Annotated in this window: 28 protein-coding genes; 15 read left to right on the forward strand and 13 right to left on the reverse strand. The window is 49.9% G+C overall.

Annotated elements, in window-relative coordinates; genetic code table 11:
- Positions 1 to 4: 4 nt before the first annotated feature.
- From uppS to rpsB, 5 genes are all read right to left on the reverse strand, one after another.
- Positions 5 to 769 carry a polyprenyl diphosphate synthase gene (uppS, locus tag ACTZWV_RS12135; protein WP_444786790.1) on the reverse strand — a complete coding sequence of 255 codons (765 nt, stop codon included), beginning with the start codon at positions 767 to 769 and terminating at the stop codon, positions 5 to 7.
- A 131-nt stretch (positions 770 to 900) separates the two neighbouring features.
- Positions 901 to 1458 (reverse strand): ribosome recycling factor, encoded by a 558-nt coding sequence (gene frr, locus ACTZWV_RS12140; RefSeq protein ID WP_444786791.1) that lies wholly within the window; start codon positions 1456 to 1458, stop codon positions 901 to 903.
- 59 nt (positions 1459 to 1517) lie between these two features.
- Positions 1518 to 2258, reverse strand: a complete 741-nt coding sequence (pyrH, locus tag ACTZWV_RS12145; protein WP_173500900.1) for a UMP kinase — start codon at positions 2256 to 2258, stop codon at positions 1518 to 1520.
- Between the two features lie 119 nt (positions 2259 to 2377).
- Positions 2378 to 3250, reverse strand: coding sequence for a translation elongation factor Ts (tsf, locus tag ACTZWV_RS12150; RefSeq protein ID WP_444786792.1), 873 nt, complete (start codon positions 3248 to 3250; stop codon positions 2378 to 2380).
- A 106-nt stretch (positions 3251 to 3356) separates the two neighbouring features.
- Positions 3357 to 4085 carry a 30S ribosomal protein S2 gene (gene rpsB, locus ACTZWV_RS12155; protein ID WP_444786793.1) on the reverse strand — a complete coding sequence of 243 codons (729 nt, stop codon included), beginning with the start codon at positions 4083 to 4085 and terminating at the stop codon, positions 3357 to 3359.
- Positions 4086 to 4395: 310 nt separating this feature from the next.
- Between rpsB and map the strand changes: the two genes are divergently transcribed.
- The 3 genes from map to dapD are packed head-to-tail and all read left to right on the forward strand — an operon-like array spanning position 4396 to position 8663.
- Positions 4396 to 5184, forward strand: a complete 789-nt coding sequence (gene map, locus ACTZWV_RS12160; RefSeq protein WP_444786794.1) for a type I methionyl aminopeptidase — start codon at positions 4396 to 4398, stop codon at positions 5182 to 5184.
- A 21-nt stretch (positions 5185 to 5205) separates the two neighbouring features.
- Positions 5206 to 7830, forward strand: coding sequence for a bifunctional uridylyltransferase/uridylyl-removing protein GlnD (gene glnD, locus ACTZWV_RS12165; RefSeq protein ID WP_444786795.1), 2625 nt, complete (start codon positions 5206 to 5208; stop codon positions 7828 to 7830).
- A gap of 8 nt (positions 7831 to 7838) precedes the next feature.
- Complete coding sequence (gene dapD / locus ACTZWV_RS12170; protein ID WP_444786796.1) at positions 7839 to 8663, forward strand: 2,3,4,5-tetrahydropyridine-2,6-dicarboxylate N-succinyltransferase; 825 nt, start codon at positions 7839 to 7841, stop codon at positions 8661 to 8663.
- 63 nt (positions 8664 to 8726) lie between these two features.
- Here dapD and ACTZWV_RS12175 read toward each other — a convergent pair whose 3' ends face one another.
- Entirely contained in the window at positions 8727 to 8921 is a 195-nt protein-coding gene (locus ACTZWV_RS12175; RefSeq protein ID WP_444786797.1) for a hypothetical protein, read from the reverse strand.
- A gap of 210 nt (positions 8922 to 9131) precedes the next feature.
- Between ACTZWV_RS12175 and cysZ the strand changes: the two genes are divergently transcribed.
- The gene (gene cysZ, locus ACTZWV_RS12180) at positions 9132 to 9893 is read left to right on the forward strand and encodes a sulfate transporter CysZ (RefSeq protein ID WP_444786798.1); all 762 of its coding nucleotides are present in this window, start codon (positions 9132 to 9134) and stop codon (positions 9891 to 9893) included.
- Between the two features lie 9 nt (positions 9894 to 9902).
- On the opposite strand, the gene ACTZWV_RS12185 is transcribed toward cysZ, so the two are convergent.
- The 3 genes from ACTZWV_RS12185 to ACTZWV_RS12195 are packed head-to-tail and all read right to left on the reverse strand — an operon-like array spanning position 9903 to position 11463.
- A complete protein-coding gene (locus ACTZWV_RS12185; protein WP_444786799.1) occupies positions 9903 to 10352 on the reverse strand; it encodes a flavodoxin in 450 nt (149 codons plus the stop codon).
- The gene (gene truC, locus ACTZWV_RS12190) at positions 10340 to 11146 is read right to left on the reverse strand and encodes a tRNA pseudouridine(65) synthase TruC (RefSeq protein ID WP_444786800.1); all 807 of its coding nucleotides are present in this window, start codon (positions 11144 to 11146) and stop codon (positions 10340 to 10342) included. Before truC ends, ACTZWV_RS12185 begins: the two co-directional genes overlap by 13 nt.
- Positions 11143 to 11463 carry a YqcC family protein gene (locus ACTZWV_RS12195; protein WP_444786801.1) on the reverse strand — a complete coding sequence of 107 codons (321 nt, stop codon included), beginning with the start codon at positions 11461 to 11463 and terminating at the stop codon, positions 11143 to 11145. Before ACTZWV_RS12195 ends, truC begins: the two co-directional genes overlap by 4 nt.
- 109 nt (positions 11464 to 11572) lie before the next feature.
- Between ACTZWV_RS12195 and ACTZWV_RS12200 the strand changes: the two genes are divergently transcribed.
- On the forward strand, positions 11573 to 11872 hold the full coding sequence (locus tag ACTZWV_RS12200; protein WP_444786802.1) for a DUF3301 domain-containing protein: 300 nt from the start codon (positions 11573 to 11575) through the stop codon (positions 11870 to 11872).
- Here the strand turns inward: ACTZWV_RS12200 and ACTZWV_RS12205 are convergent.
- Positions 11865 to 12182 carry an Mpo1-like protein gene (locus tag ACTZWV_RS12205; protein WP_444786803.1) on the reverse strand — a complete coding sequence of 106 codons (318 nt, stop codon included), beginning with the start codon at positions 12180 to 12182 and terminating at the stop codon, positions 11865 to 11867. The genes ACTZWV_RS12200 and ACTZWV_RS12205 overlap by 8 nt on opposite strands.
- Before the next feature lie 20 nt (positions 12183 to 12202).
- A complete protein-coding gene (locus ACTZWV_RS12210; RefSeq protein WP_444786804.1) occupies positions 12203 to 12853 on the reverse strand; it encodes a GNAT family N-acetyltransferase in 651 nt (216 codons plus the stop codon).
- A 134-nt stretch (positions 12854 to 12987) separates the two neighbouring features.
- Between ACTZWV_RS12210 and ACTZWV_RS12215 the strand changes: the two genes are divergently transcribed.
- Positions 12988 to 13215, forward strand: coding sequence for a DUF2789 domain-containing protein (locus ACTZWV_RS12215; RefSeq protein WP_444786805.1), 228 nt, complete (start codon positions 12988 to 12990; stop codon positions 13213 to 13215).
- A gap of 35 nt (positions 13216 to 13250) precedes the next feature.
- Here ACTZWV_RS12215 and ACTZWV_RS12220 read toward each other — a convergent pair whose 3' ends face one another.
- Positions 13251 to 13610: a DUF3192 domain-containing protein gene (locus tag ACTZWV_RS12220; protein WP_444786806.1), complete on the reverse strand. Its 360-nt coding sequence runs from the start codon at positions 13608 to 13610 to the stop codon at positions 13251 to 13253.
- A 176-nt stretch (positions 13611 to 13786) separates the two neighbouring features.
- Here ACTZWV_RS12220 and ACTZWV_RS12225 point away from each other — a divergent pair, with 176 nt between their 5' ends.
- Entirely contained in the window at positions 13787 to 14077 is a 291-nt protein-coding gene (locus ACTZWV_RS12225) for a hypothetical protein (RefSeq protein ID WP_444786807.1), read from the forward strand.
- A gap of 2 nt (positions 14078 to 14079) precedes the next feature.
- A complete protein-coding gene (locus ACTZWV_RS12230; RefSeq protein ID WP_444786808.1) occupies positions 14080 to 14859 on the forward strand; it encodes a Zn-ribbon-containing protein in 780 nt (259 codons plus the stop codon).
- Here ACTZWV_RS12230 and syd read toward each other — a convergent pair.
- A complete protein-coding gene (gene syd / locus ACTZWV_RS12235) occupies positions 14844 to 15395 on the reverse strand; it encodes a SecY-interacting protein (RefSeq protein ID WP_444786809.1) in 552 nt (183 codons plus the stop codon). The two genes, ACTZWV_RS12230 and syd, sit on opposite strands and share 16 nt — an antisense overlap.
- 20 nt (positions 15396 to 15415) lie before the next feature.
- Here syd and queF point away from each other — a divergent pair, with 20 nt between their 5' ends.
- The 7 genes from queF to ACTZWV_RS12270 all read left to right on the forward strand — a co-directional run bounded on the left by queF (position 15416) and on the right by ACTZWV_RS12270 (position 23519).
- Entirely contained in the window at positions 15416 to 16312 is an 897-nt protein-coding gene (gene queF, locus ACTZWV_RS12240) for an NADPH-dependent 7-cyano-7-deazaguanine reductase QueF (protein ID WP_444786810.1), read from the forward strand.
- A gap of 442 nt (positions 16313 to 16754) precedes the next feature.
- Positions 16755 to 18323 (forward strand): GGDEF domain-containing protein, encoded by a 1569-nt coding sequence (locus ACTZWV_RS12245; protein WP_444786811.1) that lies wholly within the window; start codon positions 16755 to 16757, stop codon positions 18321 to 18323.
- Positions 18324 to 18356: 33 nt separating this feature from the next.
- On the forward strand, positions 18357 to 19715 hold the full coding sequence (gene ppnN, locus ACTZWV_RS12250; RefSeq protein ID WP_444786812.1) for a nucleotide 5'-monophosphate nucleosidase PpnN: 1359 nt from the start codon (positions 18357 to 18359) through the stop codon (positions 19713 to 19715).
- The gene (gene xni, locus ACTZWV_RS12255; RefSeq protein WP_444786813.1) at positions 19715 to 20527 is read left to right on the forward strand and encodes a flap endonuclease Xni; all 813 of its coding nucleotides are present in this window, start codon (positions 19715 to 19717) and stop codon (positions 20525 to 20527) included. Before ppnN ends, xni begins: the two co-directional genes overlap by 1 nt.
- A gap of 22 nt (positions 20528 to 20549) precedes the next feature.
- The gene (locus ACTZWV_RS12260; RefSeq protein WP_444786814.1) at positions 20550 to 20954 is read left to right on the forward strand and encodes a DUF3192 domain-containing protein; all 405 of its coding nucleotides are present in this window, start codon (positions 20550 to 20552) and stop codon (positions 20952 to 20954) included.
- Positions 20944 to 22347, forward strand: a complete 1404-nt coding sequence (locus tag ACTZWV_RS12265) for a hypothetical protein (RefSeq protein WP_444786815.1) — start codon at positions 20944 to 20946, stop codon at positions 22345 to 22347. Before ACTZWV_RS12260 ends, ACTZWV_RS12265 begins: the two co-directional genes overlap by 11 nt.
- Before the next feature lie 164 nt (positions 22348 to 22511).
- The gene (locus ACTZWV_RS12270) at positions 22512 to 23519 is read left to right on the forward strand and encodes an isocitrate dehydrogenase (RefSeq protein ID WP_444786816.1); all 1008 of its coding nucleotides are present in this window, start codon (positions 22512 to 22514) and stop codon (positions 23517 to 23519) included.
- Positions 23520 to 23547 lie beyond the last annotated feature (28 nt).

A 23547-nucleotide genomic window follows, 5' to 3' on the forward strand; every position in this document is an offset into this window, starting at 1 on the left:
ATAGTTATCCTTTACCCAGCGTCGCCAACTGCCGGATTTGCTCCCCGGTACAGCCAAAACGACGCTCACGGTTAACAAAGGCGGCTATGGCTTCTGAGAACACCTGTTGATCAAAGTCAGGCCACAGCGTGTCTGTAAACCAAAGCTCGGCATACGCAGCCTGCCACAGTAAAAAATTGCTGATGCGTACATCGCCACCGGTGCGGATCAATAAATCCAATTCCGGCTGTTCTGACATCTGTACCTGTGCAGCAAAAGTGTGTTCGTTAATATCCGCTACCGTCAGCTCACCGCTTTGTACCTGAGTGGCCAACATACGGGCCGCATTCACCATGTCCCAGCGGCCGCCGTAGTTAGCGGCAATATTCAGTGTCATCGCAGTATTAGCTGCGGTCAGCTGCTCGGCTTTAGCGATATTAGCCTTTAATTTATCACTGAAAGCCGATAAATCACCGACAATTTTCAACCTGACATTGTGCTTATGCAGTGTTTTTACTTCGCTTTGCAGCACCATCAGAAACAGCTGCATTAAAGTTGATACTTCTTCTTCCGGCCGGCGCCAATTTTCGCTGCTAAAGGCAAACAATGTCAGCGAGCTAATTCCCAGCTCACGACAGAAGCTGACGCTGCGGCGTACCGCTTCCACGCCTTTTTTATGGCCCCACACCCGCGGTTTACCTTGCCGCTGTGCCCAGCGACCGTTGCCATCCATGATAATTGCCACATGCTGCGGCAAGTTTTGCGGCTTGAGCTGCGAGTCTGCAGTCATAACGTGCGACCTGTCCTTAACTTGTACTACCCGTCAGTCTGCTGCTGACGTCAGATAAAACTATTACCGGATAGAAAAAAGCGCCGTAATGCCAAAGCGTCACGACGCTATAATGTTAACAGAAGGCCAAATCAGACTTCCATTAGTTCCTTTTCTTTCTCTGCCAACACTTCGTCAATTTTCTTGACGAAAGTGTCAGTAATTTTCTGGATCTCATCCGCTGCGCGACGCTCGTCATCTTCGCTGATTTCTTTATCTTTTTGCAGCGCTTTTAAATCCGCATTGGCATCACGGCGAATATTACGCACGGCAACACGGCCATTTTCGGCTTCAGCGCGTACCAATTTCACCAGGCTTTTACGCCGCTCTTCGGTCAGTGCCGGCAAAGGTACACGAATGATGGTGCCGGCAGACATCGGGTTTAAGCCCAGGTCAGACGCCATAATGGCTTTCTCTACGGCAGCTGTCATGCTTTTATCGAATACGGTAATGGCCAGGGTGCGGGCATCATCGATAGATACGTTAGCCACCTGGCGCAGCGGTGTATCTGTACCGTAGTAAGAAACGGAAATGCCATCCAATAAGCTTGGGTGAGCACGGCCGGTGCGCACTTTGGTTAACTGTACTTTAAGCGCATCAACGCTTTTTTCCATCCGTACTTTGCTGTCTGTAATAATGTCGTTAATCACGATCGGTATCCTTGTTTGTTCATGGCGTCTATTTCGCACGCCTTACTCAGCGGGCTAGTTTACTGTAAATTTTCCGCGTGGTCGATGACCGTGCCTTCCTGCTCGCCCATAATCACCCGTTTCAGCGCGCCGGCAGTATTCATATTAAACACACGAATTTGCAAATTATGGTCCCGCGCCAGCGTAAAGGCAGCTAAATCCATCACTTTAAGCTCTTTATCCAGCACTTCGTTATAAGTCAGCTGACTGTATAGCGTTGCAGTCGGGTCTTTTACCGGGTCGGCCGAGAACACACCGTCAACCTTAGTGGCTTTTAATACGGCGTCGGCTTCAATTTCAATACCGCGTAAACAGGCCGCTGAATCGGTGGTGAAAAACGGGTTACCGGTACCAGCAGAGAAAATAACCACCCGGCCCGATTTTAACAAGCTGATGGCCTCAGCCCAGCTGTAGTTGTCACAGACGCCATTTAACGGAATGGCGCTCATCATTCGCGCGTTCACGTAGGCACGGTGCAATGCATCACGCATTGCCAGACCATTCATTACCGTCGCCAGCATCCCCATGTGGTCACCCACTACGCGGTTCATCCCGGCTTTGGCCAAGCCTTCACCACGGAAAATATTACCGCCGCCGATTACTATGCCAACCTGTACGCCTAATTCGACCAGTTCTTTTATTTCCTGCGCCATCCGGTCCAGCACTTTGGGATCAATACCAAAGCCCTCATCGCCCATCAGTGCTTCGCCACTGAGTTTTAATAAGATCCTGCGGTAAGTTGGTTTTGGATTCGTGCTCATGAGATCCCCATAGTGCGTGGTTAATTAGGATTATTGCGGGTAAAAAAAACCGCGGCCAGGTTGTTAGACCTGAAGCCGCGGTTATTCTAGCGGGTTTTGCCGTCAGGCAGAAGAATAAATTACTTCTTCGCTGCCGCGATTTGGGCTGCAACTTCAGCCGCAAAGTCTTCTTCTTTCTTCTCGATGCCTTCGCCTACTTCCAGGCGAATGAAAGAAACAGCTTTAGCACCATTTTGCTTCAGGAATTCACCGGTCGTGATTGACGGGTCTTTCACAAAAGGTTGACCAGTTAAGCTCACTTCACCGGTGAACTTGGTCATACGGCCGGCAACCATTTTTTCAGCGATTTCTTGTGGCTTACCAGAGTTAACCGCAATTTCAACCTGGATTTGACGCTCACGCTCAACCACTTCGGCAGAAACATCTTCCGGGTTAACATAGCCAGGGTTATTCGCAGCAACGTGCATCGCTACGTCTTTAGCGATATCTTCGTTACCGCCTTCTAACACGGCTAATACACCGATACGGCCAGAGTGCACGTAAGAGCCAATCACGGCGCCTTCAACTACTGCAGCACGGCGTACGTTGATGTTTTCACCAATTTTGGCAACCAAAGTAGCACGGGTATCTTCAACTGAAGTACCGTTTAAATCAGCGGCTAAAATTGCTTCAGCAGTGAACAGCTTGTTAGCGTGGGCTAAATCAGCAACCGCGTTAGCAAAGGCCAGGAAGCTGGCATCACGGGCTACGAAGTCTGTTTCACAGTTAAACTCGATAGCTAAGCCGTAACCGTTAGCTACGCGGGTTAAAATAGTACCTTCAGCGGCAATACGGCCTGCTTTCTTGGCAGCTTTGGCCAAACCACTTTTACGCATCGCATCGATTGCTGCTTCGATATCACCTGCAGTTTCTTCCAATGCTTTTTTACAATCCATCATGCCAGCGCCGGTGCGCTCGCGAAGTTCTTTTACTAAAGCGGCAGTTACAGCCATGGGAGCTTCCTCGTATTAATTCGGGTTGGACAAACAGGGGCCGGGGCCCCTGTCGCAATTTGGCACTGTGTTAGCGCAAGCTTAGCCTGCGCTAATGACAGAGAAATTACTCTGCTTCAACGAAGGCTTCGGCTTCAGCCTGTACTTCGATGTTTTTGTCACGACCTTCCAGGATAGCCTGACCTACAGCAGCCAGGTATAACTGGATAGCGCGGATCGCGTCATCGTTACCCGGTACTACAAAGTCAACGCCTTTTGGATCAGAGTTGGTATCAACGATAGATACAACCGGAATACCCAGGTTGTTAGCTTCTTTGATCGCAATGTGTTCATGGTCAGCGTCGATCACGAACAGCACATCTGGCAAGCCGCCCATGTCTTTAATACCGCCTAAGCTCTTTTCCAGCTTGTCCATTTCACGGGTACGGTCTAAAGCTTCTTTCTTGGTCAGCTTGTCGAAAGTACCGTCCTGGCTTTGCGCTTCCAGATCTTTTAAACGCTTGATTGACTGACGAACAGTTTTCCAGTTAGTCAGCATGCCACCTAACCAACGGTGGTTTACGTAGAACTGATCAACTTTGCTTGCCGCTTCTTTGATTGCTTCAGAAGCCGCACGCTTAGTACCAACGAACAGGATCTTGCCCTTTTTCGCTGCTACTTGCTGAATGAATGCCAGTGCATCGTTCATCATAGGAACAGTTTGTTCCAGGTTGATGATATGTACCTTGTTACGCGCACCGAAAATGAATGGCTTCATTTTTGGATTCCAGTAACGGGTTTGGTGACCGAAGTGCACGCCCGCCTGGAGCATGTCGCGCATAGAAACTTTTGCCATGATTTATTTTCCTGTATAAGGGGTTAAGCCTCCATGTATCCCATATGCCGACCTTGGTCTGGCTGTGGTTCAGCGCAGAGCAAAGCACCCCGGAATATGTGCCGATACATGTGTGTTTTGTTTAGATTCCGCCAATTAACTAAGCGCTATCTCTATCTAAGAACAAAAGGTTCTGCAATAAAAGATAAAGCAATTTGCTAATTTGCGGCGCGCTTTATACCATAGGCACCTTACAAACACAATCAAATGTGTATTTTTGCAGCAGTACGGCGGGCAACATAGTCCTTCGGTATAACCAGAGAGAACAGGCATGACAGCAAGCATCAAAACCCCGGCCGAAATTGAAAAAATGCGTGTCGCAGGTCGCCTCGCCGCCAACGTGTTGGAAATGATTGAGCCCTATGTAACAGCCGGTGTTACCACCGATGAGCTGAACACCATCTGTCACAATTACATTGTTAACGAGCAGCAGGCGATACCCGCGCCGCTGAACTACCACGGCTTTCCCAAATCCATCTGCACCTCGGTTAACCAGGTGATTTGTCACGGCATACCGGCCGACAAAAAACTCAAAGAAGGCGATATTATTAATATCGACATCACGGTCATTAAAGATGGCTACCACGGCGATACCTCGAAGATGTTCGTTGTTGGCAAGCCAAGCATCATGGCCGAGCGGCTGATCCGCGTTACGCAAGAGTGCATGTACCTGGGCTTGAAAAAAGTAAAAAACGGCGTGCGCTTAGGCGATATCGGCCATGTTATCCAGCAACACGCAGAAAAGCACAGCTACTCGGTGGTGCGTGAATACTGTGGCCACGGTATAGGGGCGGTATTTCATGAAGACCCGCAGGTACTGCATTACGGCAGACCAGGTACCGGTGAAATACTGAAAACCGGCATGTGTTTAACCATAGAACCGATGATTAACGCCGGTGGCCGCCACAGCAAATTGTTGGCCGATGGTTGGACAGTGGTAACCAAAGATCGTAGTTTATCAGCCCAGTTTGAACATACTATTTTAGTCACCGATACCGGCTGCGAAATTTTAACCCTGCGCAGCGACGATACCATAGAGCGGATCTTAACGGCGGAGTAACCGCCCCAACGGAGTAGCAGTATGAGCCAGGCGGTAACCTACAGCAAAGCGCTTCCGGACAGTTACAGCCTGGAAGCTTATAAAAAGCATTTTGCTGACTTTCATGACTGGCTAAGCCGCAGCTTCTCGCAGCATCCGGTTAATGCGCTGGTAAAAGCCCGCGCCCGTTTTATTGACGATGTACTGGTACAGCTATGGCACAAGTACGAGTTACATAAAAGCAAAGACTTAAGCCTGATTGCCGTGGGCGGCTATGGCCGCGGCGAGTTGCACCCCTGCTCTGATATTGACTTACTGTTACTGGCCGATGGCCGGTTATCCGCAGCGCAACAAGATGCTATCGCGCAGTTTATTACCGTGCTGTGGGATTTACGCCTTGAAGTTGGCCACAGCGTGCGCACGGTAAAAGAATCAATAAAACTGGGCAAAGACGATATCACTATTGCCACCAACCTGCTGGAAATGCGCCTGCTCACCGGCAATAAACCGCTGTTTGAGCAACTGCAGGTTGAAGTCAGCAAAGACAGCTTCTGGACCAGCCAGGCATTTTTTCAGGCCAAACGCCACGAGCAACAACAGCGCCATGCGCAGTATCACGGCACCGCCTATAACCTGGAGCCCAACTTAAAGGCCAACCCGGGCGGCCTGCGCGATATTCAAACCATTGGCTGGGTGGCCAAACGCCATTTTCAAACCCGCACCATGCGCGAGCTGGTGGCCTACCAGTACCTGACTGAAGATGAATACCAGGAACTGATGGAATGTGAAGCCTATTTATGGCAAATGCGCTTTGCGCTGCACATAGAAGCCGGCCGTAACGAAAACCGTATCCTGTTTGACTACCAGCCGGCAGTCGCAGAGCGGCTGGGCTTTGGCGCCGACGGTAAGGCTTCGGTGGAACGGATGATGAAGCGGTTTTTCCGCACCGTACAGCGCGTGGCAGAGCTAAACGAAATGCTGTTACAACACTTTGACGGCAGTATTTTAAACCACAAAGAAAAAGTGAAAACCCTGCTGCTGGATGACTACTTTGAACTGCAGGGCCATTTGATCGCCGCGCGCGATAACGCGGTATTTGCCAGGCGCGACAACCTGCTGCGGCTGTTTTGGCATATTGCCAATAACTCCAATATTACCGGTGTACATTCTTCGACTATGCGGCTGATCCGCCAGGTGCGGCGCCGTTTAATGGGCGATTTACAGGACTATGAAGCCTGCCGGCAGCTGTTTTTAGCCATTATCCGCCATCCGCGTGGTATGGATAAAGCCATCACCTTAATGCACCGTTACGGTGTGCTGGCGGCTTACCTGCCGCAGTGGCGCAATATTGTCGGCCAGATGCAGTTTGATTTATTCCACGCTTACACCGTGGATGAACATACCCACCGCTTGCTGAAGAACCTGTATAAATACACGCTAAGCGAACACGAAAGCGAGTTTCCGCTCTGTAGCGATATCGTGAAAAAGATGGAAAAACCGGAGCTGCTATACCTGGCCGGTATTTTCCATGATATTGCCAAAGGCCGCGGCGGCGACCACTCCGAGCTTGGTGCTATGGATGTGCGCGAATTTGCCAAGTTGCACAAACTCAGTGAGTTTGACAGCAAACTGATTGCCTGGCTGGTTGAGCACCATTTGCTGATGTCGGTCACGGCACAGCGCCGTGACATTCACGACCCGGCGGTAGTGGCTGAATTTGCCGAAAAAGTCCGCGACGAAACCCGGCTGAATTATCTGTACTGCTTAACACTGGCCGATATCCGCGCCACTAACGACAACTTGTGGAATGACTGGAAAGGCTCCTTACTGCGCGAGCTGTTTTTAGCCACGCAAAAAGCCTTTCGCCGCGGCCTGGAAAAACCGATGGACCTGCGCGACCTTATTCGCGAAAATCAAAGCGAAGCCATGCCACTGCTGTTAAAGCAAACCTTCAGTGAAAGCGAAATCCTGCAGTTATGGAGCCGGATTAAAGCCGATTACTTTGCCCGCTACAGCGCGCGGCAAATTGCCTGGCACTGCGAACATATTTTGCGGCATAAAAACCCGGACGAACCGCTGGTGCTGATCAGCAAGGCGCCCATCCGCGGTGGTACCCAGGTGTTTATTTACACTAAAGATCAACCTAAGCTGTTTGCCCGGTTAGTGGCGGCGCTGGACAGTAAAAAGGTGAATATTTTCGATGCCCAGATCATGACCAATAAAGACGGTTATGCGATGGACACCTTTGTTATTCTGGAGCAAAACGGCGAGGCGGTGAATTCGCCGTCACGCCAGCAAAGCATTAAACGTGCGTTGGAGCTGTATATTCTGGACAAACCGGATTTATCGCGGCAAAAAACGAAGTTATCGCGCCAGATGCGCCAGTTTAACGTGCCACCCAAGGTCGTGTTTTTACCCGGCAACACTGCCAGGCGCACTATGGTAGAACTGGCAGCATTGGACACCCCGGGGCTACTGGCCAATATCGGCGAAGTATTTCAGCGCTGCGATGTCAATATCCATGCGGCTAAAATCACCACCATTGGCGAGCGGGCAGAAGACTTTTTTATGATTTCAAATAGCGACGATCAGGCCCTTAGCAGCGAGCAACAAAGCGCGCTGAAACGGGCACTGATCGAGCAACTATCACAGCAAACAGAAGGCTAACAAAGACAATGTCAGAGTTAAAAAGCATTATCGAACAAGCATTTGAACAACGTGCCGACATCACCCCTGCTACTGTCAGCAGCGAAGTAAAACAGGCAGTAGAGTCGGCCATCAGCATGCTGGATAACGGCAGTGCCCGGGTGGCGGAAAAAATTGCCGGCGAATGGGTAGTACATCAGTGGCTGAAGAAAGCCGTGTTGCTGTCGTTTCGTATCAACGACAACCAGGTGATGGACGGTGCAGAAAACCGCTTTTTCGATAAAGTACCGATGAAATATGCCAACTACAGCGATGCGCAGTTCCGCAGCGATGGCGTGCGCGTAGTGCCGCCGGCCGCGGTACGCCGCGGCAGCTACATTGCAAAAAACGTCGTGCTGATGCCCTCTTACGTCAATATCGGCGCCTATGTCGGTGAAGGTACTATGGTAGACACCTGGGCTACCGTGGGCAGTTGCGCACAAATTGGTAAAAATGTGCATTTATCCGGCGGCGTCGGCATCGGCGGTGTATTAGAGCCGCTGCAGGCTAATCCAACCATTATTGAAGACAACTGCTTTATCGGCGCCCGCTCTGAAGTGGTAGAAGGCGTGATCGTTGAAGAGGGTGCCGTGCTGTCGATGGGTGTATACATCAGCCAGAGCACACGTATTTATGACCGGGAAAGCGGTGAAATCAGTTACGGCCGCGTACCGGCCGGTGCAGTGGTAGTGCCAGGCTCAATTCCATCAAAAGATGGCAGCCACAGCTTATATGCCGCTATTATTGTGAAAAGAGTCGATGCACAAACCCGCGCCAAAGTAGGCATTAACGCCCTGCTGCGTAGCATAGAATAACTTACTGCTACAAAAGCAAAACGGCAGGTATAACCTGCCGTTTTTTATTGCACTGCTGCAGCGTTAGCCGATATACAACATCACCGCAAAGCTGACTAAACCCACAGCGGCAAACATACCGTACTCCAGGCGCTTTTCAAATTGTTTCTCCGCCCCCACTTCCGCCGGCACCAACAGCGCCGAAAACAAACAGGTTAATCCTGCCAGTAAGCACAGTGTGGTTACCCCAAACACCAGCGCAGAACCTAACATCGCCATATGCCACCCTTAGTTGCTGTTAAAACCGGTTAAGCCGCGTCGCGGCAAAAAAACTGCGCGCATTCTAGCATAAAAATACCACTGTTATGCCAGAGCTCTGTTACAGCGTTATATTCTGTTACCAAAAAACCGCCGTCAATACAGCGGAATGTCAGCCAAACACCTTATACTGCCTGCATAGCTGTTGCCGGTATTTTAGCTGAGGATGTAATGTACTACTTTTTTCGTGGCCTGAGTTTGATCCATACCAAGGGTTTAAAGCGTTTTGTGCTGGTACCACTATTGATCAACCTGGTGCTGTTTTCCTTTGCGTTTTACATCTTACTGGCTCAGGTAAATGCGATGGTCGCGGCTGTGCAGCACTATCTGCCTGGCTGGTTGCACTGGTTAGAGTATTTACTGATCCCGCTGGGCGTAATGACACTGGTGATTGGTTTAGCCTACAGCTTTACCATGGTGGCTAATTTTATTGCCGCGCCCTTTAATGGCTTGCTCAGTGAAAAAGTGGAAGCACATCTCAGTGGTAAAACACTGCCCGATGTCGGCGTAGCAGGCTTTATAAAAGATGTCCCGCGTATGCTGGGCCGCGAATGGCAAAAACTGCTGTACGCCCTGCCGCGTGCCATCATTTTATTTGTACTGTTTTTGTTTCTGCCGCTGGTAGGCCCTGTACTGTGGTTTTTATTTACCAGCTGGTTGCTGGCGATACAGTACGTCGATTACCCGTTTGATAACCATAAAATTGACTTTCGCACTATGCGCACGCAACTGCGCAACCAACCCGGAACCAGTTTTGCCTTTGGCATAACGGTCAATATCGCCTGTATGATCCCGCTGTTTAACCTGGTTGTGATGCCGATAGCCGTATGCGGCGCCACCGCCATGTGGGTTGATAAGCTGGCAGCGCAAAACGACCCGGCACTAAAAGCACCAGGCGCTAAAGCCTACAACAAGCTGGACAAATATTGTTGATAAGTACTGTTAGCTTTGTGCAGTAAACTGCTGCTCAAGCCACGGCAAAGCAATCGTCTCCGGCTCCAGCGTTTCGCCGGCGTCTATGCGCAGCATCGGCGCCAGCTCTGTGCCCTGAATTTCCAGCAACAAGGCGCGTAGCTGCTCGCCGGCACCGCAGAAGGTATCGTAACTGCTGTCACCCAGCGCAATAACCGCAAATTGTTTGCCGGTTAACAGCGGAAAGCGGCTTTGTACATCAAGGAAAAACGGCAGCAGGTTATCCGGAATATCGCCCTGCCCGGTGGTAGAGCTTATCAGCAACCAGATATCAGCATTAAAGCTTAATACCTCATCCAGTTTTGCTTCCTCATACAGCGCCACCTCGTATCCCAAGCCGGTTAATAACGGCTGTGCCTCTTCAGCTACATACTGTGCAGCACCATATACGCTACCGACAATCAGGGCTATTTTTGCCATTTTTCCTCCATAAAAAGCTCAGCAAATTGTTGCTGATAATAAGTGTCATCTACCGGCCAGCCAAATTGGGCAAACAACGGTGCAAGCTCGTTCAGACCAGCATTGAACTGCAAAGTTTCAGCGGTGACCGGATGCGGTAACTGTAATTGTTTAGCCACCAACATTAAGCGACGGCAATTAAAGTGCTGTTTAAACAACGCATTGTGTTTGCCATCACCGTGGCTGGTGTCGCCGACAATCGGATGGCGTAAATGCGCCAGATGGCGGCGCAACTGATGTTTGCGGCCGGTTATTGGCTGCAGTGCCACTAACGAGTAACGCGCAGCCGGGTATCTACTTACCGGTATGGGCAATTCTATCTGCTGTAACGGCAGGTAGCGGGTAATGGCCTGCTGCGGCGCTTTATCGTCACGACTGAATTTGTCGGCAATTTTATCCAACTGTTCTTTAAGCGGGTAATCCAGCTCGCCGCCCTGCGGCAAAAAGCCGCGCACCACTGCCAGGTAGTGCTTACGCCACAGCTTTAGCTGCTGTTGCTCGCCCAGCAGGCGCGCGACATCAGCAGATAATGCAAACAGCAGTACGCCTGAAGTGGGCCTGTCTAAGCGGTGCACCGGGAAGACATGTTGGCCGATCTGATCGCGCAGCGTTTGCATAACAAACACCGTTTCGTGCTTATCTAAAAAAGAACGATGCACCAACATGCCGCCGGGTTTATCTATCGCCACCATATATTCGTCCTGATACAGGATAGTCAGCGGCGCTTGTAACACAAAGGGTTCAGCTGAGCTCATGCATCACCCGATAGCGTATTATCAATACGCGCAATAATACCCAGCAGCGGGGCAAGCCGCGCACCGTAAGCATTAAAAGCATGTTCTGCCATCGGCAGTACGCTGATCTTGGTCGGTAAGGCTGAGTGTGCATCCAGCAATGCCTGCAGCCGTGGCAGAAAGATAAATTGCAGCCATTGCTCAAGTCTCATAGTGTCGCAGCAAAATGGTGCCGTACTGGCCATCGCTTTAGCATCGGGCGGCGCAGCACTCCAGAGTTGCTGCTGTTTCAGCTCGCTTTCCAGTTCAATAAGCAGGGTTTTAACCGCGTCTGACATAACTACCTCATAGTAAGCAGCGCAGTTTAGCATAAGCAAAAGCCACAGCCAGCCCTTGTAAAACAGCACGCTAATCAGCATTATCAGCCAATAGCTTTAGGAGTTAAGTATGGGTTCGGTATTATTGCTGCTGGCGATCAGCACAATTTGTTATCTGTTTTGGCTGCAGCGTAAGCAGGACGAACGTGCCGTCGTCGTAGCGCGCCAGTTGTGTCAGCAGCAGCAATTACAGCTGCTTGATTGCGGTCGTAGTGGCCATAGTTTTCGCAGAATTAACGGCCGCTTACGTTTTATTACGCTATACCAGGTCGATTTCAGCGGCGATGGTGAAAGCCGTTATCAAGCGGAACTGTTGCTAAGCGGTATGCGGTTAGCTGCCTTTAACTTACCGGCTTACCGCATTAATTAGCCGGCAATTTGCGTTTTAACTGCCCGGTAAGAAAGTCTTTTAGCATGACCCAATCAGCCGCCAGGCTGTAAAACGGATAGTCAAAGGTAGCCGGCTTATTGTGTTCAAACATAAAATGGCCAACCCAGGCAAAACCGTAACCAATAACCGGCAATAACCACAACCAGAGCCATTGCTGCGTAAACAACGCATACAACAGCACGGCGAGCACTAAAGCGCTGCCAATATAATGCAAAGCCCGGCATACCGGGTTACGGTGCTCGCTTAAATAATACGGGTAAAACTCAGCAAAACTATTGAATTTATTCATAAACTTTATTCACTGCTACATCACACAGCCAACTGCTGCCGTGGCCGGAACATCAGGGTACCGCTTACCGTATTAAACGCCAGTTCGGTCACCGGCTGATATTGATCATCAGCAAAAAAGGCCTGGTATTTCTCCAGTGTAACAAAGACACCAATGCCGGCAGAGTGCTGATCTTTGTCGACAATCGAATCCACCGCATGGATCAGATAATGCCCCAGTCCAAGATGTTGCTGCTTGGGGGCGACAGCAATAAAGGCCAGCATATGGTAGCGCTGCACCGGCATAGCGGCATGAATTTTTTGCTCTTTTTCCAACAACTGCTTAGTAGAAACGTAACCGGCCGTCAGCAGCATTTTCAGCCGCCAATGCCACAACCGCCCGGCACCGATGCCGGAGTCCGGTGCGATAACACAGGCCACGCCCAGCAACTGCTCGCCGTTAAACAGTCCTATCATTGGCTGCCTGGCTTGCCAAAAGGTATTGAGCTCTTCTCTGATCGCGGCCCGCAACCGTTGCTCATAGTCCGGCTTGTCAGCACGAAAAATTTCCATAAACAACGGGTCATCATGATAAGACTGATACAACAACGACGCTGCCAACTTTAATTCATCAGCACTGAGTAACATGGCTTTTAACCGGTCCAACTCTACTGTATTCAGTTCAGCTAACATACATTCCCCGACTGCTATTGTTGTTTTTTTATCCACAATAGCAGTGCGGCTATCAATTGCCAAGCAACCCATTGCAGCAATCAGCAGCAAAGCTGACTATGCTTACAACAAGGCTTTAAACAGGAGAAGCTTTTATGGATATGTCAGAGCACAATTTACGTACTTTGTTTGCCCAGCTCGGCCTGAGTAACAATGAACAGGCAATAGCGCAGTTTATCCGCCAACACAGGTTGGCACCGGGCGTGGCTATTCAGGATGCGCCGTTCTGGAACAGCGCCCAGGCCAGCTTTTTGCGTGAATCGTTAAAACAAGACGCCGAATGGTGTGAGATTATTGATGAGTTAAATGCTCTGTTGCATTAAGCAACAGAGCGCCATGATTACAAAGACGTTCAGGATTACAGGTATTTGTAGGCTTTATCGCCCCAGCCGGTTAAACGATTTTGTTTAAAAATCAGCGGCGTGCATTCTTCTTTGGTGGTTTTACCATCACTTTTATGATGATGGGTGCGGTAGAATAATACTGTTACCGTTTCACCCTCATGGCTGAACGACTCGGTGAAATCCGGCGTACCCAATAATGTACGTATATCTTCAGCACTGGTATCTAATGCCAGTTTACTGATTTGTTGCTGATTATACTGCTGGGTTTTCTTCCAGCTGCGATCATCATCAAACTCGTGGTCGCCGCCCACAGCAATAACACATCCCGACAACGTCACTGCCAAAGCCGCAGCAATAAAAAATTTACCTGACATAATGATTTTCCTGTGTTGTTTTAGTTAACCGGCCGCTATTTCAGGCTCCTGTGCATACAGCAAAGAGCATGCCACAGATTAAAGCCATATAAAACAGCAAGTTAACAAACACCAGCTACTCTTCAACGCGGATTAGTGGTAAATTCCGCCACTAGTTAGTCAAACAGGCAAACAACATGACAGACCCGGTACAACTGCTGCAACAAGTAGCTGCTCAGCTGCAACAGGAAGGAAAAACTCCCAGTCTGGCCCTGTTTCGCGCCCGGTTAGCTGGCCGGATTGCGCCGCAGCAGCTGTTTACGGCTTATCAGCAGTGGCGTAATAACCCTGTAGTGGCTGCAGTGACTGAAAGTGTTGAGTCCACGGCTACAATGCCTGAAACGGCGGTCGCTGATAACGAGCTGGCCGCCAGCCTGGCGCGGATTGAAGCCAAGCTGGATTTACTGCTCAGTAAGTTGGATAAGTAGCCATGTATGTGGCGCAGCTGCAATTCAAGCTGATTGCGGATACGGATTTTGGCAGCGCTGAAGCCGCTATTCGCCGCTATCTTGAAGCACTGATTTTTAACGGCCAGTTATTAGGCCGCGAATTCCCTACTGCGTGGCAGCAAGACAGCTTTAGCAGCCGCGTTGTGCTACCGGCAGAAGATGCGCTGCTGCAAAAATATCACAGTGCTCGCGGCACTGAAGCACTGGAGCAACTGGCCGCTGCCGGCCTGGCCTACCCGCAACTGCAGCTGCAGGGTATGGATCTGATGTCACAACATACCGACCCGTGCCAACAGCCGGGCTTTTACTTTCTGTACAGCCGTTTTAATGACACCTGCTCAGCGCTGCGCTGTGGTGAGCATTTCGCACCGGTGCCGTTATATCAGCTGAAAACCACACAACCGGACCATGAAAAGCTGATCCGTTGGCAGTTACAATATCAGGCGCTGGACGAAATACAGATGCAGCAAAGCCGCGTACTGCTGAAAAGCGCTGAGCGCAGTTTGCAGCAACTTAACAGCCGGTTAAACAAACAAGGCCGGCAGTTAGCACGGCAACTGGAACACGCCAACGGCAAGGCCGTGTACTACGCACTCTATAGTGGCAGCAGTAACGACTGCTCACAGGAAGCCGGAAAAACCTGCCCCGGCTGCGGGGGGAATTGGCGCTTAGCCCAACCGCTGCATCAGCTGTTTGATTTTAAATGCGAGCCATGCCGTTTAGTCAGTAATATTGCCTGGGATTGTCAGAGCCCGTCATAACTGCAAGGCGTAAGCTGCGCAAAAAAATCAGCCAGATTATCCGCCAGCTTTTCTTTTACTTCCTGCCCGACATGCTCCAGATAGACTTCACCGCTGCTATTTAACACCGAAAGTAAAATATCATCATCTTCCGTGGTGGCAAAAAATACTGTTTCACGCTGTTTTAACCGCCGTTTCATTATGATATGGCCGATGATATTTTCCTGCAGCCGTTTTACATCTTCACTGTTCCATACCATCAGCAGTGCCAGTTTACCGCGCGGATGCGCAGCGGCCAGCCCGGCACCGTAATACTGCTGATAAAACGTTTTAATATCACCATGCAACTGCAGCTCCAGCGCTTGTTCTACATTACTGAAGTCTGCTGCCGGTTGCTGTAACAGCGGCTGCCATTGCACAGTGTTATCAACAATATCGCCAACCTGACAAGGCGATGGGCTGGCCGGGTCTGCCCAGGTACTGAGTGTCAGATTTTGCTGTTGATGCCATTGTATGGCTTGTTGGATAAATTGGCTGTAATTCGTTGCCAGAGCCACGCGACCTTCCGTCAAACTTTATGATAAACTTGCGCCATTGTAACGCTAACTACGCCGTGATGACAAAAGCAGACATGACCAGCAGCCATTCAGATCTTCTTGCCGGGTTAAGCCTTGGTAAAGTAACCGCCTATGCCGATAAATATGATGCCGGGCTATTACAGCCGGTGCCGCGCAGTTTGGGCCGGGATGATATTGGTTTAGACCCTGCTGCCCTGCCTTTTGTCGGCCAGGATATCTGGCACGGTTACGAGTTGTCCTGGCTTAATGCCAAAGGCAAACCCATGGTAGCCCTGGCCACCTTTGTGGTGCCGTTTGACTCTGCCAACCTGATTGAATCCAAATCGTTTAAACTGTACCTCAATAGCTTTAATCAAAGCCGTTTTCCTGATCTTGGCCAGGTATATCAGCATTTACAGCGCGATCTATCAGCTTGCGCCGGTAAGCCGGTAAAAGTCAGCCTGCACAACGTAAATGAAATTATGGCATTTCAGCCAACCTGGATCCCGGGCCGCTGTATAGATGATCTGGATATTGAAATTGATCAGTACCAGTATGATGCCAGCCTGCTGCAAACCCAAACCGACGCTGATATTGTCGAAGAGAAGCTACACTCGCATCTACTGAAATCAAATTGCTTAATTACCTCACAACCCGACTGGGCCAGTGTTTATATCCACTACCGCGGCAAGGCGCTGGATCATGCAGCGCTGTTACGTTATCTGATCAGTTTTCGCAGCCATAATGAATTTCATGAACAATGTGTAGAGCGTATTTTTGCTGATATCTGGTCACGTTGTCAGCCGTCTTTTCTTGCCGTCTATGCCCGTTACACCAGACGCGGCGGTTTAGATATCAATCCCTGGCGTGCCAGTGAGCTGTGCACCCCACCCGCTATCCGCCTGAGCCGACAGTAACTATGTTTTAATACATAACGGCTTTCACGGTATTAGCAATTCACTAATTCTGAAAATTAATTTAAGTGCTATTTATCAATAACTTCAGTAAAAAGCACTTAACTGTACACTTTGCAGAACAGGTAAAATCTGTAATTCAGCATGAAATAGTACAGATCAACTTTCAAAAATAACTGATTTCTGCTTAAATAGTCGGCGTTTGGCAGACGGACTGCCGGACAGTAGTTCCAACAAGGAATGCTGATTATGCAATATCTTACCTCTACTGAAGAACAATCCTGGTTACCTTATTACCTGTGTAAAAAGTAAACCGGTAAAAAAACATCCCCTACCACAGCGGGCTTTGCCCGCTGTTTTTTTTCCATTCAGCTCATTTCTGTACAAACAGTGATCGCATTTACAGCGATAGTCGATATACTTAAGCCTAAACATGCATTTAACCATGAACTCTCAGGTGGTGGCCTTGCAGGACGACTCTAAACAACAGCTGACTAATGCTTTGAAAGCGCGCAAAACGCTGGAAGACACTTATGAAGCGCAGTTTAAAATCCTGGCGTTATTTGTGTCCAGATTATCATTGGCATGTAAAGGTGTTGATATTGATCTGGATAACCGGTTAGCGAAACTTCGCACCGAGCTTAATCGCGGCACCGACCTCGAAAAGCTATTGCCTTTTATTGAAGCTACCAGCGACAACCTTAAACTGTTGGAATCACGCCACCAGGCGGACATTCAGCGCATGCAACAGGGGCTGGCTGACGCCGGTAAAATGTTGCAACAACAAAAAGGTCTGCCGGATCAACTGCGCCGCGATTTACGCCTGCTGTTGGGTAAAGTTGGCCAGCCCTCCGCCACCGTGCATGCCTTTTTACCGCATTTAACCGAACTGGCCAAACTGTATCAAAACGTACTGCAAGCTAAACATCAACTGGCAGATGACAGTGAAGATGATGTGCGCTACGGCCATATTTGCCGCCAAATCAGTGTCGAGTTAACTAACCTGCTTAGCGAGCTGGCTTTTGCCGAAGAAAGCGCGGCTGAAATTGATGAAATTCGTCTGAGCTTGTTGGGTAAGCTGCCGATTGATGCCCTGCTGGAAGCCTGCTTAAAAACCATCGGTATTATTATCAGCAGTATTAACCGCGAACGGCAGTCAGCTGAACATTTTCTGCTAAAGCTGAATGACGCCCTGACCAACGTGCAACAATCGGTGGTATCGTCGCTAAGCACCTCTGCTGATATGAAACAAAAAATGCAGGTGCTGAATCAACAAATTGAGCAGCAAATTGAGCATTTAGGCCATGCCAGCCAAAAAGCCACCTCGCTGGAACAACTCAAATTATTGGTCAGTGATAAGTTAACCGCTATTACCGGCTCTTTGCGCGAGAAAGAACAACTGGAACAGCAGGAGCGGCAACAGCTGCTGTTAACTTTAGGTAATATGGAACAGCGATTGGGCGAGCTGGAAACAGACGCCGGTACCTTTAAAAAGCGCATTGCCGAGCAAAATTTCCGCAGCCTGCAAGATGCCCTGACCGAAATACCTAACCGCGCCGCCTTTGATGAACGCTATCAGTTAGAAATTAAACGCTGGCAACGCTACAACAAGCCGCTTTGTGTGGTGCTGGCAGATGTTGATCACTTTAAAAACATTAATGACAGCTACGGCCACAGCGCCGGTGATAAAACGCTGAAAGTGATCGCAAAAACGCTGAAACTTAACCTGCGCGAGACCGATTTTATCGCCCGTTACGGTGGCGAAGAATTTATTATGCTGTTTCCGGAAACTGAATTGGCCGAGCTGGAAAAACGGCTTAACGCATTAAGAGAAAAAATAGGGAAAATCCCGTTTAAATTCAAAAACGTAAATGTGCCTATTACCATATCATTCGGCGCAACCCGGTTTACAGAGCAAGACACCAACCGCAGTGCTTTTGATCGCGCCGATGAAGCGCTGTACGAAGCCAAAAAAGCCGGCCGTGATAAAGTGGTTCTTAAACCTGCCTCCTGAGACGGCATTAACTGATTGTATAAAGGAGCACATATGCATGTGCAATTAAACCCGCTTGGGTCTATGGATTTATTGTCCCAACTGGAAGTCGACCATTTAAAGCAAAATACACAACAAGCTGCCTTTACCTTATTTCGTAATTGTTGCCTGGCAGTACTTAACGTAGGCAGCCATACCGACAGCTCAGCTGAAATTTACGACCAATATAAAGATTTTGCCGTTAACCTGCTCAGCCGCGAACGCGGTATTAAAATAGAACTGTTTAATCCGCCCCTGAGTGCTTTTGTCGACGGCCAGATTATTAAAGGTATCCACGAGCATCTGTTTGCCGTACTGCGCGATATTCTGTTTTACCATAGCCGGCTGCAAAGCAATAAGAGCTGGCTGGATTTAAACAACAGCACTCATATTACCCACACCGTATTTGATATTTTGCGTAACGCCCGCGTAATAGATGCCAGCAACGAGCCGAATATGATTGTCTGCTGGGGCGGCCATTCCATTAACGAAACCGAGTATAAATACACCAAAGAAGTAGGCTATGAACTGGGTCTGCGGGGTATGGATATTTGTACCGGCTGTGGCCCCGGCGCAATGAAAGGGCCAATGAAAGGCGCCACTATCGGCCATAATAAACAACGCATCAGCAGCGGCCGTTATCTTGGCCTGACGGAACCAAGCATTATTGCCGCCGAGCCGCCCAACCCTATCGTCAATGAACTGGTGATCCTGCCGGATATTGAAAAACGATTGGAAGCCTTTGTCCGCGTAGCGCATGGCATTATTATTTTTCCGGGCGGTGCCGGTACCGCAGAAGAGCTGCTGTACCTGTTAGGCATTATGTTGCATCAAGACAACCGGCAGCAAAGCTTGCCGGTTATTCTAACCGGACCAAAACAAAGCGAAGCTTACTTTCGTGAAATTGCCGGTTTTATTGAAAACACTCTCGGCAACGAAGCGCTGAAACTGATAGAAATTATCATCGATGACGCCCCAGCAGTGGCGCGTAAGCTGAAACTGGGCGCGGCAGAAGTGCGCCACTACCGTAAGTCGGTAGGAGATGCTTACCATTTTAACTGGACACTGCAAATAGAGCCCGACTTCCAGCAACCCTTTGTCCCGAATCATCAGAATATGGCCGCACTGGACTTGCACACCAACCAGGACAGCGCCAAACTGGCCGCTAACCTGCGCCGTGCTTTTTCCGGCATAGTCGCCGGTAATGTGAAAGACGAAGGCATTAAAGCCATTCGTCAGCATGGTCCGTTTCAAATAACCGGTGAAGCTAAACTGATGCAAATGATGGATACCTTATTACAGGCGTTTGTAGAACAAGGCCGGATGAAATTACCGGGTAGCAAATATGAGCCTTGTTACCAGGTACTGCGTTGATGGCACACTTGTTATTGATAGATGCCCTGAACCTGATCAGGCGGCTGTATGCCGTGCAGGAGCGGCCGTATCTGCCATTAGCAGATGATGTAGCAGAAGGCACTAAAACGCAGATCATCCGCAATACCGAAAACATGTTACGCCAGGCTCTGGCCAGATTGCAGTTGGAGTTGGAGCCAAGCCACGCGCTGCTGGTGTTTGACGGCCGTGACAGCCTGTGGCGTAAAACACTGTATGCCGATTACAAAGCCAACCGTAAACCAATGCCGGCTATTTTGGCCGATGCCCTGCCGGGCTTACAGCACACCGCGCAGACCCTGGGTTTTAACAGCGTACAACAGGCTGATTATGAAGCCGACGATGTCATAGCCTCCATTGCTGCCCGGTTAGCACAGCACGGCCAGCAGGTAACCATAGTATCTACCGACAAAGGTTTTTTGCCGTTGCTGGGGCCTCATATCGCTATCTATGATGCCTTTGCCAGACAGTTTCAAACAGAAGAGGCGGTGCTGCAAAAATTCGGCGTTGGCACTGAGCAATTGGTACGCTACTGGAGCCTGGTGGGTGACAGCACCAATAACATTCCCGGCGTACACGGCATAGGCCCCAAGGGCGCACACGATCTTATGGCACTGGGCGCAACGCTGACACAGGCGCTGGAACATCCTGATTGCCATAAAAAGCTACGCGAGAAAATTCTGCAGCACAAAGAGCAAATCAAAATTTTTATGCAGATTTTAACGTTAAAAACGGACGTGCAGTTGGGGCTTAATTTGCAAGATATGCGCATCCAACAGCATGCAAACCCTTAGCACACCGGAGGCTGTACACGCTATGCTATCAATCAAATCCCGCAAGCTGACGTTTTTTCTGTCCGGCCTCGGGATTTACCTGTTGCTGACACTGGCGGTGCTGTTTTGGTACCAGGATGATGTTGAGCAAATGAACTGGGTAGACCGCGAAGTGTTTAACCATAAAATTATCAGCAGCTACAGTACTAATGCTAATATTCAGCAACAAGACGTTATGCAGCGTTTAGGCAGCCCCGACATTACTACTGCTGTGCAACACAATGGCACCCTGTATCAGCTGTTATACTACCGCACCCACCGCAGCGTCACTGATGGCATTACCACCGCAGATGAATGCACGGCACTGTTGTTTAAAAACCGTCGCTTAATTGCATTGGGCGAGCCTGCCGTGGCGCAGTATCAGGCAATTGCAGCTAATGGCGGCTAACAACCCGGCCTGGCTGCGCTATCAGCATTTATTACAACAAGGTGTTGAACAGCTTAACAGTGTAACAGATATGAGTTCTGTGCTGACAATCAGCCGGCAATTGGCAGCGCAGCGGTTGGCTATCGCTGATACTCAGGCCGCCGACATTGATACTACAGACTTACTGCAACAGATAGCCGCTTTGCCCGAAGCGGCGCAGCCGGCTGAGCTATTGCTGCTGTTTTGTCAGCTTTATCGCTGGCCGGCTAAAGTACGCCAATTGTTACTGGTGGCCGGTTTTTGCAGTGCGCTGGCCAAACAGCTGCCACAAGCGGCTGAGCACGCTAAGTTACAGCCTTATCCTGCGCTGCTGGCGGCGAAGTTACTGCACAAACTACCGCAGGCTGCTGCTGTTACAACGCTGCTGAACAACTGTTATCCAACCGAGCGAAATATAGCCCCCTGGCAGCAAAATCCGCTTAGTCTGCTACTGACACAATGTGAATATCTGTGCCGCGATACAGAGTCAACCCAACCGATTCGGCAACGCATTGGCCTGCGCATAGCGTTGAGTAAAAGCGAATATGAGCTGCAATTATTACAGCGCTTATTACAGCCGCCCCGGCCTGGCATTGAGCTGTCGGACAACAACGATTTACTCAGCCAGTCACAATTTACCCGGCTGTGTGATGCCGACACCAAACAGTTAGTGCTGTATCTGGGCCAATCCGCAATGTTAGCCGCGCCGGTACTGGCACTGGCGACAGAACTGAACCGGCAACAACAACCGGTTACTGACTTGCGGCTGGCGTTAAATTTGATAGGCCGGCAGCAACTGCCTTATATGCTGGCCGAAGCGGAATTGCTGGCGAACCTACAGCAATTACAACAGCCGGCACAGGCCTTATTGCATCAATTCAGCTTCTGTATGGCGCAGGCGCTGCGCTTATTACCCACCCTGCAGCTGTCGCTGCCACAGAGCCGCACGCTGGCGCTGTGTCTGTGCTCTGAGTTGTGGCGCAATGAAACAGCTTATACCAGTGGTTTACTCAAACGCACCACACAAGGCTGGCACAGCGCCATCGATAACCGCTGTTACACCCAAGACGACGCCTGTGCCGGCCGGCTGACCGCTTTGTTACAGCATTATCGCCTGCAGCAATGGATAAAGCCGGCTCAACACTGGTTGCAAAGCCTTAGAGGCAACGCAGTGCCGGGCGACAACAACACCCTGGCACTGCTGTTGGCCTGGCACAGTAGCCTGGTACTGTTTACCCCGCATAGCACACAGACACTGCAACGTATGTTCAGCCTTGCGCAGCGGCCATTGCTGCTGCCTGCCGACAGCGATACCTGGTTGCAGCAGTTGCTGGCCGGCAGTAACTGTTATTATCCGCTTGAATTAACATTGTAGTTTTATTACAACATTCACCCGCTTTATAGTGCCTATAACGGCGAAAACAGCGGTAAACTTGCGCCAAACTGGCACTTTTGGCCGAAAAATGCTATATTCTGCGCCGTTTTCAGGCCCGCCAGAGGCCCTCTTTCCGAATAATTACGACAGCTAAGGATCCCCCCATGAGTAAGCAAACTATTACTGTCATTAAAGGCGATGGCATAGGCCCAAGCATTGTTGAAGCAGCCATCCAGGTACTGGACAAAGTGGGCTGTGACTTCGACTACGAGTATGTCGATGCCGGTTTAACCGCACTGGAAAAAACCGGTGAGCTGTTACCCCAGGCCACGCTGGATGCCATAGCACGTAACAAAATTACGTTAAAAGGCCCGCTGACTACCCCGGTAGGCGAAGGCTTTACCTCTATTAACGTAACACTGCGGAAAAAATTTAACCTGTATTCCAACGTACGCCCGGTAATCTCCTTTAAAGGCACCAAGGCACGTTACGAAAATATCGACATCATCACTATCCGTGAAAATACCGAAGGCATGTATTCCGGCCACGGCCAGGTAGTGTCTGCTGATGGTATGGTTGCCGAAGCCACCAGTATCGTGACTAAGGACGGTGCCGAGCGTATTGCAGTGTTTGCCTTTGAAACGGCACGACGCGAAAAGCGCAAGAAAGTGACCATTGTGCACAAGGCCAACATTCTTAAATCCACCTCTGGTTTATTCCTGAAAACGGCGCGTGAAGTGGCGACCCGTTACCCGGATATTGAAGCCCAGGAAATGATTGTCGATAACGCCTGTATGCAGTTGGTGATGAACCCGCAGCAGTTCGACGTTATTGTTACCACTAACCTGTTTGGCGACATCTTATCTGACTTATGTGCCGGTTTAGTCGGCGGCTTAGGCATGGCACCTGGTGCCAACATCGGTGCCGATTGCGCTATCTTTGAAGCGGTACACGGCAGCGCCCCGGATATTGCCGGTAAAAACCTGGCAAACCCAAGTTCAGTGATCCTGGCGTCTATTCAGATGCTGGAATACTTAGGCATGCAGGATAAAGCAGAGAAAATCCGCAGTGCACTGGCCGATGTTATCGCCAGTGGCGATCGTACCACGCGTGATTTAGGCGGCAGCTTCGGCACCACCGACTTTACCGCTGCGGTATTAGAGCGTTTATAAGCAATATTGCTGTTAGAATAGCCACCTT

Source organism: Rheinheimera sp. NSM, assembly GCF_052380015.1.
GTDB lineage: Bacteria > Pseudomonadota > Gammaproteobacteria > Enterobacterales > Alteromonadaceae > Alishewanella.